13 protein-coding genes are annotated in these 11975 nt (G+C 64.4%); 7 read left to right on the forward strand and 6 right to left on the reverse strand.

Annotated elements, in window-relative coordinates; genetic code table 11:
* The first annotated feature begins 58 nt into the window (after positions 1–58).
* A complete protein-coding gene (locus SxD43FB_RS14505) occupies positions 59–766 on the forward strand; it encodes a cupin domain-containing protein (protein ID WP_096062807.1) in 708 nt (235 codons plus the stop codon).
* Positions 767–847: 81 nt separating this feature from the next.
* Here SxD43FB_RS14505 and copD read toward each other — a convergent pair whose 3' ends face one another.
* Both copD and copC read right to left on the reverse strand, forming a co-directional pair.
* Positions 848–1684 carry a copper homeostasis membrane protein CopD gene (gene copD / locus SxD43FB_RS14510; RefSeq protein ID WP_096062848.1) on the reverse strand — a complete coding sequence of 279 codons (837 nt, stop codon included), beginning with the start codon at positions 1682–1684 and terminating at the stop codon, positions 848–850.
* Positions 1685–1702: 18 nt separating this feature from the next.
* Positions 1703–2083: a copper homeostasis periplasmic binding protein CopC gene (gene copC, locus SxD43FB_RS14515; protein WP_096062808.1), complete on the reverse strand. Its 381-nt coding sequence runs from the start codon at positions 2081–2083 to the stop codon at positions 1703–1705.
* Between the two features lie 216 nt (positions 2084–2299).
* Between copC and SxD43FB_RS14520 the strand changes: the two genes are divergently transcribed.
* The 6 genes from SxD43FB_RS14520 (at position 2300) to SxD43FB_RS14545 (ending at position 7235) form a co-directional block, all read left to right on the forward strand.
* Entirely contained in the window at positions 2300–2560 is a 261-nt protein-coding gene (locus SxD43FB_RS14520; RefSeq protein WP_096062809.1) for a hypothetical protein, read from the forward strand.
* Complete coding sequence (locus SxD43FB_RS14525; protein WP_096062810.1) at positions 2557–2994, forward strand: periplasmic heavy metal sensor; 438 nt, start codon at positions 2557–2559, stop codon at positions 2992–2994. The genes SxD43FB_RS14520 and SxD43FB_RS14525 overlap by 4 nt, the downstream gene beginning before the upstream one ends.
* Entirely contained in the window at positions 2991–3554 is a 564-nt protein-coding gene (locus tag SxD43FB_RS14530) for a sigma-70 family RNA polymerase sigma factor (RefSeq protein WP_096062811.1), read from the forward strand. The genes SxD43FB_RS14525 and SxD43FB_RS14530 overlap by 4 nt, the downstream gene beginning before the upstream one ends.
* A 202-nt stretch (positions 3555–3756) precedes the next feature.
* Positions 3757–5496: a copper resistance system multicopper oxidase gene (locus SxD43FB_RS14535; RefSeq protein WP_096062812.1), complete on the forward strand. Its 1740-nt coding sequence runs from the start codon at positions 3757–3759 to the stop codon at positions 5494–5496.
* A complete protein-coding gene (locus SxD43FB_RS14540) occupies positions 5493–6380 on the forward strand; it encodes a copper resistance protein B (protein WP_096062813.1) in 888 nt (295 codons plus the stop codon). Before SxD43FB_RS14535 ends, SxD43FB_RS14540 begins: the two co-directional genes overlap by 4 nt.
* A gap of 132 nt (positions 6381–6512) precedes the next feature.
* The gene (locus SxD43FB_RS14545; RefSeq protein WP_096062814.1) at positions 6513–7235 is read left to right on the forward strand and encodes a copper resistance protein B; all 723 of its coding nucleotides are present in this window, start codon (positions 6513–6515) and stop codon (positions 7233–7235) included.
* Between the two features lie 17 nt (positions 7236–7252).
* Here the strand turns inward: SxD43FB_RS14545 and SxD43FB_RS14550 are convergent, their stop codons facing one another.
* The 4 genes from SxD43FB_RS14550 to SxD43FB_RS14565 all read right to left on the reverse strand — a co-directional run bounded on the left by SxD43FB_RS14550 (position 7253) and on the right by SxD43FB_RS14565 (position 11971).
* On the reverse strand, positions 7253–8401 hold the full coding sequence (locus tag SxD43FB_RS14550) for a M20 aminoacylase family protein (protein ID WP_096062815.1): 1149 nt from the start codon (positions 8399–8401) through the stop codon (positions 7253–7255).
* A 250-nt stretch (positions 8402–8651) separates the two neighbouring features.
* Positions 8652–9146, reverse strand: coding sequence for a winged helix-turn-helix transcriptional regulator (locus SxD43FB_RS14555; RefSeq protein WP_043149307.1), 495 nt, complete (start codon positions 9144–9146; stop codon positions 8652–8654).
* A 19-nt stretch (positions 9147–9165) separates the two neighbouring features.
* The gene (locus tag SxD43FB_RS14560; protein WP_096062849.1) at positions 9166–10551 is read right to left on the reverse strand and encodes an aspartate aminotransferase family protein; all 1386 of its coding nucleotides are present in this window, start codon (positions 10549–10551) and stop codon (positions 9166–9168) included.
* 343 nt (positions 10552–10894) lie between these two features.
* Positions 10895–11971 (reverse strand): tartrate dehydrogenase, encoded by a 1077-nt coding sequence (locus tag SxD43FB_RS14565; protein ID WP_096062816.1) that lies wholly within the window; start codon positions 11969–11971, stop codon positions 10895–10897.
* Between the last annotated feature and the right edge of the window lie 4 nt (positions 11972–11975).

Genomic DNA, 11975 nt, shown 5'->3' on the forward strand with positions numbered 1-11975 from the left:
TGCCGCGCGCGCCGGGCTAGCTTCGCTAAAATCCGATTTTGTTTGAGGGATAGCCAGCATGACGACCACCCAGAACGCGACCCGCTCCTTCGTCGATCTGCGCGCCTGGGCGGCGGACGCGCGCATCGGGGCAGGGGAGGGCGATGCCTTCCTGTCCGCCCGCGCGCTGCTCCCCCAGCCCGAAGGCCCGGTGACGATCGGCCTGATCGCCCTGACGCAGGGCAGCGGCAAAGTCGATGCCATGCCCGCCGATGAATTCATCATCGTCGAATCCGGCACGGTGCAGATCGACCAGCGCACCTTGAACGAAGGCGACAGCATCGTCCTGTGCGAAGGCGCGACGTTCGGCTGGAGCGTGGCGTCGGGCGCACGCCTGCTGTTCGTGCGCCGCACGGGCGGTTCCTTGGCCGATGGCCAGATCATCCCGATCGATACCCGCGCGCCGCTTGAACCGTCCGGCGCGCCGCTGGCCGAATTGCTGGTCGGGCCGACGCCCTCCTGCCGCAACTTCACCGATTATCGCTCGGCCGATGGGGAGTTTGTCTGCGGCACCTGGGATTCGACCCCCTATCATCGCCGTCCGATGACCTACCGCCATTATGAGCTGATGTATCTGCTCGACGGCAGCGTCACCTTCGTCGACGGCGCGGGTGCGGAAGGCACGTTCGGCAAGGGCGACATCTTCCTGGTCGAACAGGGCGCCTCGTGCAGTTGGGACAGCCAGGTCCACGTCAAGAAAATCTACGCCATCTACCGCCCGGCATAAGAACCACACCCCGTTCGCTTCGAGCGAAGTCGAGAAGCCCGCGCGCGCCTGTCTCGTCTTCGCTCGACACGAACGGCGGTTTTAGCCCATCGGATCAAGCGTTCCCAGCAGGGCCACCAGCGCCATGATCGCAATGGCAGCGCCCGTCTCGACCGCCAGCGACAGCCGCAATGCCCCGATCGCACCGTCGCCCCGCTCCAGCGCCGGCGTCAGCCGCCAGCGATTGAGCGCCGCCAGCCCCAACATCCCTGCAAACAGCAGCAGCTTTCCGCCGAGCAGCCAGCCATAGCGGCGCCCCGCCAAGGCGGGCAGGTCGGCAATCCCCACGATCATCAGGCTGTTGACCACCCCGGTCACGACCAAAGTCGCGACGAACACCGTCCCCAACAGCGCAAACTTCGCCAGCATCACCGCGACCCGATCGACATTCGGCCGCCGCACAGTCACCGCATGGAGCAACGCCGCCAGCGCCCCGATCCACCCGCAAGCCGCCCAGATATGCGCCACATCGGCGGCGCGGTGGATCGTCCCCGCCATAGCCTCGGTCGCGCCCGCATGGCCGGTCCAGGCGATCGTCGCAGCCGCCACCGCCGCCGGGATCAGGACCAGGCGGTTGCGCCCCGCAAGGGTCAGTGCCAGCGCGGCCAGCAACGCCGCCGCCCGCACCGCCAATACTGGTCCGATCGGCGTCATCGTCAGCAATATCTCCGCCGTCGCCCAATCGAGCGGCAACATCGGGGTGCCGGTCATGCTCGCTCCGCTCGCCAGCAGCCATAGCGCCGACAGCGCCATGCCGCCCAACGCCAGCGCCACCAGCACAACCCGGCTCCCCGCCATGCCCATCGCCCACCAGAAGAGGGGCAGGCCCATGAGCAAGGCGAGGTCGGCCATCAGGCCGAACCGGGCAAAGACCAGCATCCCCCCATCCATGACGGCTTACTTGACCTTGAAGCTGTAGCCGCCTTCCATCTTATGCTGGTCGGCCCCCACGATATGCCATTTCAGGTCATAGTCACCGGCGGGCAGGGCGCGGGGCAGGGTGACGACCATGGTCTTGCCATCGGGCGCGAGCGCGGTCTTGAACCCCTTGATCGGCATCGGCGGATGATCGGCCATGCCCGGCATCCCCGTCATCACCAGCTCCACGCCGCTCATCGGCGCCAGGAATTTTTCGGAAAAGGTCAGCGTCAACTTGGTCGGCTTGGCCACGGTCGCATTGGCGGCGGGGCTGGACGATACCAGCTTGCTATGCGCCAGCGCCGCACCCGGCAGGATGGCCAGCGACAAGGCAGCGGCGGCGATCAGGAAACGGGACATGGACTATACTCCTTGGATGAACGGCTCGAATGGGTCGGATCAGGATGAAAACAACGGCGGAGTGTGTTTTCCACCGCGATCGCGACAAGCTCTAGGGAACATTACGCATGGACTTGCCCCACCCCTTGCCCAAGGTGCATGATTTTTTCTCGCCTCTGCATCGTGAGGGATTGGCGCGCGCCGCGCGTATGGTGCGATGAGGATGGAGTATGTGCGATGAATAATCTCGATCAATGGCTGGGCCAAGTGCGCGCCATGCCGACCGACGCTCGGCTTGAGGGCCTGGACGATGCGGTGATGCAGGGCGTTGCCCGCCGCCGGGAGCAGGGCGCGGCACGGCGCAGCCTGATGCTGGCAGGCTTGCTCGCCATCGGCATCGGCTGGGCGGGCAGCATCGTGCCGGGCGCACCGGCACAGGCCGCGCCTGCACCGATCGGCATGTCGGATTATGCGCCCTCGCGCCTGCTCGGCCAATGAGTCTCAAACGCTATCTGCTGGTTGCGCTGGTGGCTTTTGCTGCGGCGCTAGCAGCCGTGCTGGTCGCGCGCACCTGGCTCGCCCCCCAGCCGCGCGTCGAAAGCGAAGTCCACGCCCTGATGCACCAGCGGCTGACGCTCGACGCGGCGCAGGAACAGCGCATCCATGAACTCGAAGCCGCCTTCGCCAAGCGTCGCGAAGCGCTGGAGGCGGAAATGCGCGCCGACAATGAACGGCTCGCCGCCGCAATCGCTGCGGAACAGGGCTATGGGCCAAAGGTCGCCGCGGCCGTGGATCAGACCCACCATGTCATGGGCGCGCTGCAAAAGGAAACGCTCCAGCATATCTTCGCCATGCGCGCCGTCTTGCGTCCTGATCAGGCCGCGCAGTTCGACGCCGCCGTCGTCAAGGCGCTGACCCAGCCCGCCCGGTGATATCGCCGCCCGTCGATCTGGATGACCGGGCACTAGCCGCGCGCGCGCTGGCCGGGCGGCAGGATGCCTATGCCGCGTTGATGCGGCGGCATCGCGATGCCGTCTGGCGGCTGGCGCGCAGCCATGTCGGCGACGCGGACGAAGCGCTCGACATTACGCAGGAGGTGTTCGTCGCTGCCTTCGCCGCGCTCGCCCGCTATGATGGCGCGCGCCCGTTTCGCACCTGGATCGCGCGGATCACGCTCAACAAATGCCGCGACTGGGGCCGTCGCCGCGCGGTGCGGCGCTTCTTCGCCTTTGCCCGCCCCATCGACGAAGCGGGCGAGATCGCCGACGCCGCGCCGGACCCGGAACAGGCGGCCCAGTCGCAGCGCGAACTCGCCCGCATCAACGCCGCCATCGCCGCCTTGCCCGCCTCGCTCAAGGACGTCCTGCTGCTCCGCACGATCGAAGCCATGAGCCAGGCGGACACCGCCGCGCTGCTCGGCCTCAGTGAAAAAGCCGTAGAAACCCGCCTCTACCGCGCCCGCGCAAAATTGTCGGCCGCGCTTGGGGAATAGGAGCGAAAGGAGCGCCCCAAACAATCCTCCCCCTGCGGGGGAGGGGGACCGGCGAAGCCGGTGGAGGGGTGTCACCCTCTCGATGGCGCGACACCCCTCCGTCAGCGCGTCGCGCCGATACCGCCCCTCCCAGGGGTGGATTTTAATGCATTCCAGCGCCAAATTTTTGAGGGATGATGCCGCGCCCCGCGTATGAAGGGGCATGACGCATTTGACCCTCGACCGCCGCACCCTGTTCAAGGGCGCTGCCGCCCTCAGCTTCGCCAACGCCTTCCCCGCCTGGGCGCAAAGCGGCACCCATGGCCTGGCACCAGCGCCGGGCGTGCTGTCGGGCGAGACAATCGCGCTCACCGTGGCCGACAGCCATTTTTCGACCGGCGGCCGCTCGGCCCATGCAATCACCATCAACGACACGCTGCCCGCGCCGCTGATCCGGTTGCGCGAGGGGCAGAATGTCCGCCTCTCCGTCACCAACAAGTTGAAGGAAGACACGTCGATCCACTGGCACGGCCTGATCCTCCCCTTTCAGATGGACGGCGTCCCCGGCGTCAGCTTCCCCGGCATCCGCCCCGGCGAAACCTTCCACTATGAATTTCCGATCCGGCAATCGGGCACCTACTGGTATCACAGCCATTCCGGCATGCAGGAGGCGATGGGCCATTATGGTCCCATCGTCATCGACCCCGCCGGCGTCGATCCAGTGCAGGCTAGCCGAGAACATGTCATCGTCCTGTCCGACTGGTCGCCGGTCCACCCGCATGTCCAGCTCAAGCGGCTCAAGCAGATGGGCGGCTATTATAATATGCAGAAGCAGACGCTGGCCGATCTGCTCAAGGGCAAGAACCAGCCCCTGAAGGAGCGCATCGAATGGGGCGCGATGCGGATGGACCCGACCGATATTTCGGACGTGACCGGCTCCACCTACAGCTACCTCGTCAACGGCCATGGCACGCCGGAAAACTGGACCGGGCTATTCACGCCGGGCGAGCGCGTCCGCCTGCGCATCGTCAACGCCTCGGCCATGACCAATTTCAATGTCCGCCTGCCCGGCCTGCCCATGACCGTGGTGCAGTGCGATGGCCAGCATGTCCAGCCGGTCGAAACCGACGAGTTCCAGATCGGCATCGCCGAAACCTATGACGTGATCGTCCAGCCCACCGACGCAACCGCCTACGCTCTGATCGCCGAAGCCATCGACCGCTCCGGCCTCGTGCGCGCGACGCTCGCGCCACAAATCGGCATGGTCGCCGCCATCCCGCCGCTGCGCACCCGTCCGCTGCTCACGATGAAGGATATGGGGATGGACATGTCCGGCATGGACATGGGGCAGGGGGGCGTCATCGACCTGTCCCAACCCGCCAATGAAAGCATGGCCGGGCACAGCATGAAGATGCTCGACCCCTCGGTCGCGCCGGAGGTGCCGATGGGACCGGGCGTCGCGACCCTGTCCTCCATGCCTGCCGATCGCACCGCCGATCGGCCGACGGGGCTGGAGGATGTCGATCATCGCGTCCTGACCTATGCCGACCTGCGCGCGCTGGAGCCGAATGAGGATGTCCGCGCGCCGACCCGCTCGCTCGACATTCATCTGACCGCGAACATGGAACGCTATATGTGGTCGTTCGACGGGGTGAAGCTGTCCGATGGCGCGGAGCCGATCGCTTTCCGCCATATGGAGCGGGTGCGCGTCACCCTCATCAACGACACGATGATGCCGCACCCCATCCACATTCACGGCCATTTCTTTCAGCTCATCACCGGCGAGGATGCGACCCACAACCCGCGCAAGCATACGGTGAATGTGCTGCCCGGCGGCAAGATCAGCTTTGATCTGACCGCCGATGCGCTGGGCGACTGGGCGTTCCACTGCCATATGCTGATGCACATGCATGCCGGGATGATGCGCGTCGTCACGGTCCGTCACGCGGAGGACGCGGCATGATGCGCCTGATCGTCGCCGCGCTGCTCACCAGCACCACGCCCGCCCTGGCCCAGATGGACCATAGCGCCCATCAGATGCCGTCCGCGCCGGAGGCATCCGCCGACCCGCACGCCGGACATACCATGCCTGCCGCCGACGATACGATCCCTCAGGGCGTCGCCCCGCCAGTCCCAACCGACCACGCCGCCGAAGCCTTTTACGACCCCGCCGTCATGGCCCGCGCCCGCGCCGCCATGATCAAGGAAAGCGGCGGCATGACCTTCTCGCAACTGATGGTTGATCGCCTCGAATATCGCGCCAACAAGGGCGCCAACGGCTATGCCTGGGAAGGCGAAGGCTGGATCGGCGGCGACATCAACCGCTTCGCCTTCAAGACCGAAGGCGAGGGCGAGGTTGGCGGGCCGCTCGAAAGCGCAGAGGTCCAGGCCCTCTACAGCCGCGCGATCGACCCATGGTGGAACATGGTCGCAGGCGTCCGCCATGACATCCGGCCGGAGCCGCAGCGCAGCTATGCCACGGTCGGTATAGAAGGCCTCGCCCCCTATTGGTTCGAGGTCGAGGGCCAGGCCTTCGTCTCGACCAAGGGCGACGTCCATCTGCGCATGGAGGGCAGCTATGACCAGCGCATCACCCAGCGCCTGATCCTGCAACCCGCCGCCGAAGTGAATATCGCGGCGCAGGATGTGCCCGAACTCGGCATCGGGTCGGGCATCTCCAACATCGAACTCGGCCTGCGCCTGCGCTACGAATTTGCCCGCGAATTTGCGCCCTATGTCGGCGTCCATTGGGAACGCAAGCTCGGCGACACCGCCCGCTACGCCCGCGCCGATGGGGAAGGGGCGTCGACCGCCAGCCTCGTCATGGGCATCCGTTTCTGGTTCTGACGATCGCGGCACAAGCTGCTGTGGACTGGCAATAATTTGTCATGCTGCCCGCTATCTCGCGCCGCTCTTCGCGCGATAGCACCGTGACGCCGCCCTACTCTCTCAATGATACCGAAAAACGGATCAGGGTAGATGCGGCATTTCGCCCCTTGGGGCTTCCTTTCCTTTGCGTGCGCGCTGGCTGGCGTTGCGCCTGCCGCTGCGCAGGAGGCTGCGGCGGATGCCGACCCCTGGGTGGTGAGCGGCGGCTTCGACCTCATCGAATTGCGCGCGGGCCAGGGCGACGATGTTTTCTTCTGGGATGCCGCCTTTTCCTGGGGAAACAGCCGCGATCAGGTGATGCTGGTGAGCGAGGGCGGCGGGGCGCTCGGCAACCAGATCGACGAAACCCAGATGCGCCTCTTCTATGGCCGGACGGTCGGCAATACGACCTGGCTGGTGGGCATGCGCAAGGATATCACGCCGCACCCCCGCGACATCTATGCCGCGATCGGCGTGCAGGGCATGGTCGGCACGCGGCTGAGCTGGGAGACCTATGGCTTCCTGTCGGATGACGGGCGACTGACCGGCGAAGCGCAGCTCATCTATGCCTTGCCGATCACCCAAAATCTCTATCTCGAACCGCGCGTTGCGGTCGGCTGGTCCGCCCAGGCGTCGGACAGGGATGCGGTGCGCGCAGGATTTTCCGAAGCGGAAACGACATTGCGCCTGCGCTATCGTCTGAAGCCGAAACTCAATATCTACACGGCCATCGTCCATGAACGGCTGCTGGGCGGCACCCGCGCGCTCGGCCGGTCGCAGGGGGAGGCGCTGCAATCCACCGCCGTCGTGATCGGCTTCGGCTTCAGCCTTTAGCCGTCAGTCTTTGGCGATCAAAGCGCCAGATGCCGCTCGGCCAGAGCGACATGCAGTTTGATGCCCAGCGCCAGCACATCATCATTGAAATCATAATGCGGATTATGCAGCGGCGTGCCGCCATCACCCTTCGCCTGCCCCAGCCAGATATAAGCGCCCTTGCACGCCTGCAGCATGAAGGCGAAATCCTCCGAGGTGAAGGCGGGATCGGGCGCGACCACCGCATTTCCCACCGTCGCGGCCGCATCCAGCGCTTCTTGCGCCGCCTTCGCATCGTTGATCGTCGCGGGATAATAGCGCTGATAATCGACGGTCGCGGTGACGCCATTGGCGATGCCGATGCCCGCCGAAATTTCGCGGATCGATGCTTCGATCCGGTCCTGTACGGCTGGATCGAAGGTCCGCACCGTGCCGCTGACGCGCACCTCGGCCGGAATCACATTATGCGTATGCCCGCCATGGATTTGCGTGATCGACAGCACCGCCGATGCCGTCGCCGCGATCCGGCGCGATATGATGGCGTTCAATTGCTGTACCATCGCGGCCGCCGCCTGGATCGCGTCGGGCGTATCCTGCGGGATAGCGGCATGGCCGCCGCGCCCTTCCAGCACGATCTCGAACTTGTCCGCTGCGCCCATGATCGGGCCGGGCCGGGTTGCGATCGTGCCCGCGGGCAGGTCAGGCCAGTTATGCAGGCCGAACACGCGGTCGCACGGGAAACGTTCGAACAGCCCTTCATTGACCATCTCGCGCGCGCCGCCATGCCCCTCTTCGGCGGGTTGGAAGAAGAAATTGACCGTCCCGTCGAAATGGCGGGTCCGGGTCAGATGCTGCGCCGCCCCCAGCAACATGGCGACATGGCCGTCATGGCCGCAGCCATGGAATGTGCCCGGCGTCGTGCTGGCATAGGGCAGGTTGGTCTGTTCCTGGATCGGCAGCGCATCCATGTCCGCGCGCAATCCGATGCTGCGCCCCGACGTCCCGTTACGCAACACGCCGACCACGCCCGTCCGCCCGATCCCCTCATGCACGTCCAGCCCCAGCGCGCGCAATTGCTCGGCGATCCGCCCGGCCGTGCGATGTTCGGCAAAGCCAAGCTCAGGATGCGCATGAATGTCGCGGCGAAAGGCGATCAGCGGTTCGATCAGGTCGGATATGTCGGTCATGGCAGCACCCTAAACTATAGCAGTAATCGATCCTCCCCTTGTAGGGGAGGTGGCAGGGCGTAGCCCTGACGGAGGGGTGTCGCCCCCTCGATAGGGTGACACCCCTCCACCACTCGCTTCGCGAGCGGTCCCCCTCCCCTTACAGGGGAGGATTGTGGTGTCCGGCTTGTCAAACTACATAATCGCCCGAACCATATCTTCCAGAGACGATCATGTCCCCGCGCAGGCGAGAACGCGTTTCCCCCCAATCCTACCGCTGTTCGCCGAACAGATGCTGGATCGGATAATGATGTTTGATGAAGGGCGATTTGATCACGACGTAGCTGAAATATTTCTCGATGCCATAGTCGCTTTCCAGCATGCCTTCGACGATCGACTGATAATGCGCCACGCCCCGCGTCACGAATTTCAGCAGATAATCATAGCCGCCGCTGACCAGGTGACATTCGACGATCTCGTCCAGCTTGCGGATGCGCGTTTCGAAGCGGGAAAAGTCCCCGGCGCGATGCTCGGTCAGCGTCACTTCGGTAAAGACGGTCAGATATTCGCCCAGCTTGTGCAGGTTGATATGCGCGCCATAGCCGGTGATATAGCCCGCCTTCTCCAGCCGCTTGACGCGGGTGAGGCAAGGGCTTGGCGACAGGCCAACCGCATCGGCCAATTCGACATTGGTGATCCGGCCCGACATCTGAAGCTGCGTCAGGATCTTCAGGTCGATCCTGTCCAGTCTGGGTCCGCCCAACATATGCCTTGCTCCCCTTATCTTATCCCAGCGCCGCGCGAATATCCGCCTGTTCGAGCAGTCCGTCGAGTGTTTTCCGAATGCGCGCGAATATCTCGTCCATCTCCGCGTCCGACGCGCACAGCGCCGGGGCCAGACCGATGATATTATCGGCAAAGGCACGGAAGATGACGCCATTGGCATAGCCATCGGCAAAGAGGCGATCGGCGACCTTGAGCGACGGGTCGAACCGCGCCTTCTTGCCCTTGTTCGCCACCAGTTCGATCGCACCCAGCAACCCGCGCCCGCGCGTGTCGCCGACCAGCGGATGATCGGCAAGCCCCGCCAACCCCGCGTCGAAGCGCGCCGCCACCTTCTGTCCGTTCGCCAATATCCCGCCTTCGGTATAGAGGCGCAGCACTTCCAAACCCACCGCCGCGCTGACCGGATGACCCGAATAGGTTGCGCCATGGCCAATCACGACATCGGCAGCCGCGCCATCGGCAATGCCCTGATAGATGATGTCCGACATCAGCACCGCGCCCATCGGTACATAACCGGCGGTCAGCCCCTTGGCGACGGTCATCAGGTCGGGCGTGACGCCTTCGGCTTCGCAGGCGAACATCGGCCCGGTGCGGCCAAAGGCAGTGATGACTTCGTCGGCCACCAGCAAAATGTCGAGTTCATCGCACGCCTGCCGCATGGCCTTGAGCCAGCCGACTGGCGGGACGATGACGCCGCCCGATCCCTGGATCGGCTCGCAGAAGAAGGCGGCGACATTATCTGCACCCAGTTCCGCGACCTTGTCCTTCAACTGCTGCACCGACCGCGCGATGATCGCCGCGTCATCGCCCTCCAGATCGCTGCGATAGGGGTAGGGCGATGCGATATGATGCTGCCAGCGCAGCGGCAGGTCGAACCCACGATGGAAATTGGCGAGCGCCGTCAGCCCGGCGCCGGTGGTGCTGGAGCCATGGTAGCCGCGCTCCAGTGCGATGCACTGCTTCTTGGTCGGCTTGCCGATCGCGTTGAAATAATGGGTGATGTAGCGGATCGCGCTATCCACCGCGTCCGACCCGCCCAGCGTGAAATAGACATGGTCCAGGCCTTCGGGCGAAAGCTCGACCAGCCGCTGCGCCAGTCGCACCGCCGGTTCGCTACCGAAATGGAAATAGCCCGTCGCATAGGGCAGGCGGCGCATCTGTTCGGCGGCAACCTCGGCGATGCTGTCCTGACCATAGCCGACATTGACGCACCACAGCCCGGCAAAGGCATCGAGCAATTCCTTGCCGTCCATGTCGGTCAGCCACATGCCCTTGCCGCTTTGCAGCAACGTCGCGCCGCGCGCTTCATGGCCCCGGAAGGAGGTGACGGGATGGATCAGGTGATCGCGGTCGATGTCCAGCAGGGATCGGTTGGATTGGTGCATCGTCGGTTTGCTCGCCATGGATGGTTATGGGGTCCAGCCTATCGTCCCGCCGCGGGCGCAAAGCCCGATATGGCACCAATAGCGACCATCGCCGCCCTTAATCATCAACCAACGCAGCATATTATGCCGCTGTCCTACAGGAGGCTCGCCATGCTATGATTGAATGGCTTTAGAACCGGGGCCGATGACGAAAGAAACCGACCCCGGATGCTGCCCGCCCTGCCACCTCCCCTTACAGGGGAGGATTTTGCAAAGACGTAGTGGCCTTTCCGATAGGATCAGGCGAGCGTAACAAAATGTCGCAATTTGCGGGAAATATGCGAAGATAAGCGCTTCCCGTCCATCACGCCAGCGCGTCAGCAATCGCCTTGCCGCACTGCTCGGTATTGGCCGTGCCTTTCAGATCACCAGTGCGCAGGCCGGATTCCGCCAGCACGGTTTCGACCGCGCGCATGATGGCGGCTGCGGCGTCTACCTCGCCCAGATGCTCCAGCATCATCGCTGCCGACCAGATTTGCCCGACCGGGTTGGCGATGCCTTTTCCCGCAATATCGGGCGCGGAGCCATGCACCGGCTCGAACAGGGACGGGTGGGTGCCATCCGGGTTGATATTGCCCGATGGCGCGACGCCGATCGTGCCCGTGCAGGCGGGGCCAAGGTCGGAAAGGATATCGCCGAACAGATTGGACGCCACGACCACATCGAAGCGATCGGGGTTCAGCACGAATTGCGCCGTCAAAATATCGATATGATATTTGTCATGGGTGACGGTCGGATAGTTTGTGGCCATCTCCTCCACCCGTTCGTCCCACCAGGGCATGGTGATCGCAATGCCATTGGACTTGGTGGCGGACGTGACATGCTTGCGCTCCCGCGTTGCAGCCAGATCGAACGCATAGCGCAGCACCCGGTCGGTGCCATGGCGCGTCATCACCGTTTCCTGGATCACGATCTCGCGATCGGTGCCGGGGAACATCTTGCCGCCGACCGAACTATATTCTCCTTCCGTATTTTCGCGCACGACCCAGAAATCAATGTCGCCCGGCTCGCGTCCGACGAGCGGGCAGGGGACGCCGGGCATCAGCCGCACCGGGCGCAGATTGACATATTGGTCATATTCGCGCCGGAACTGGAGCAGCGAGCCCCAGAGCGACACATGATCCGGTACCGTATCGGGCCAGCCGACCGCGCCGAAGAAGATCGCGTCGGGCTTGCCGATCCGCTCCTTCCAGTCGTCCGGCATCATCTGGCCATGCTTGGCATAATAGTCGCAGCAGGCGAAATCCTGCCACGCCTGCGCGATCGAAAAGCCATAAAGGCTCGCCGCCCGCTCCAGCACGCGAATGCCCTCTGGCATCACTTCCTTGCCGATGCCGTCGCCCGGAATGACGGAGATGGAATAGCTGCGATTGTTCGCCATAAAA

It is taken from the genome of Sphingobium sp. D43FB, assembly GCF_002312805.1.
Classification (GTDB): domain Bacteria; phylum Pseudomonadota; class Alphaproteobacteria; order Sphingomonadales; family Sphingomonadaceae; genus Sphingobium.

What these genes read in the sequence shown, in the direction of transcription:
- SxD43FB_RS14505 (WP_096062807.1), top strand. Translation starts at nt 59, where the DNA reads ATGACGACCACCCAGAACGCGACCCGCTCCTTCGTCGATCTGCGCGCC.
- copD (WP_096062848.1), bottom strand. Translation starts at nt 1,684, where the DNA reads ATGCTGGTCTTTGCCCGGTTCGGCCTGATGGCCGACCTCGCCTTGCTC.
- copC (WP_096062808.1), bottom strand. Translation starts at nt 2,083, where the DNA reads ATGTCCCGTTTCCTGATCGCCGCCGCTGCCTTGTCGCTGGCCATCCTG.
- SxD43FB_RS14520 (WP_096062809.1), top strand. Translation starts at nt 2,300, where the DNA reads ATGAATAATCTCGATCAATGGCTGGGCCAAGTGCGCGCCATGCCGACC.
- SxD43FB_RS14525 (WP_096062810.1), top strand. Translation starts at nt 2,557, where the DNA reads ATGAGTCTCAAACGCTATCTGCTGGTTGCGCTGGTGGCTTTTGCTGCG.
- SxD43FB_RS14535 (WP_096062812.1), top strand. Translation starts at nt 3,757, where the DNA reads ATGACGCATTTGACCCTCGACCGCCGCACCCTGTTCAAGGGCGCTGCC.
- SxD43FB_RS14540 (WP_096062813.1), top strand. Translation starts at nt 5,493, where the DNA reads ATGATGCGCCTGATCGTCGCCGCGCTGCTCACCAGCACCACGCCCGCC.
- SxD43FB_RS14545 (WP_096062814.1), top strand. Translation starts at nt 6,513, where the DNA reads ATGCGGCATTTCGCCCCTTGGGGCTTCCTTTCCTTTGCGTGCGCGCTG.
- SxD43FB_RS14550 (WP_096062815.1), bottom strand. Translation starts at nt 8,401, where the DNA reads ATGACCGACATATCCGACCTGATCGAACCGCTGATCGCCTTTCGCCGC.
- SxD43FB_RS14555 (WP_043149307.1), bottom strand. Translation starts at nt 9,146, where the DNA reads ATGTTGGGCGGACCCAGACTGGACAGGATCGACCTGAAGATCCTGACG.
- SxD43FB_RS14560 (WP_096062849.1), bottom strand. Translation starts at nt 10,551, where the DNA reads ATGCACCAATCCAACCGATCCCTGCTGGACATCGACCGCGATCACCTG.
- SxD43FB_RS14565 (WP_096062816.1), bottom strand. Translation starts at nt 11,971, where the DNA reads ATGGCGAACAATCGCAGCTATTCCATCTCCGTCATTCCGGGCGACGGC.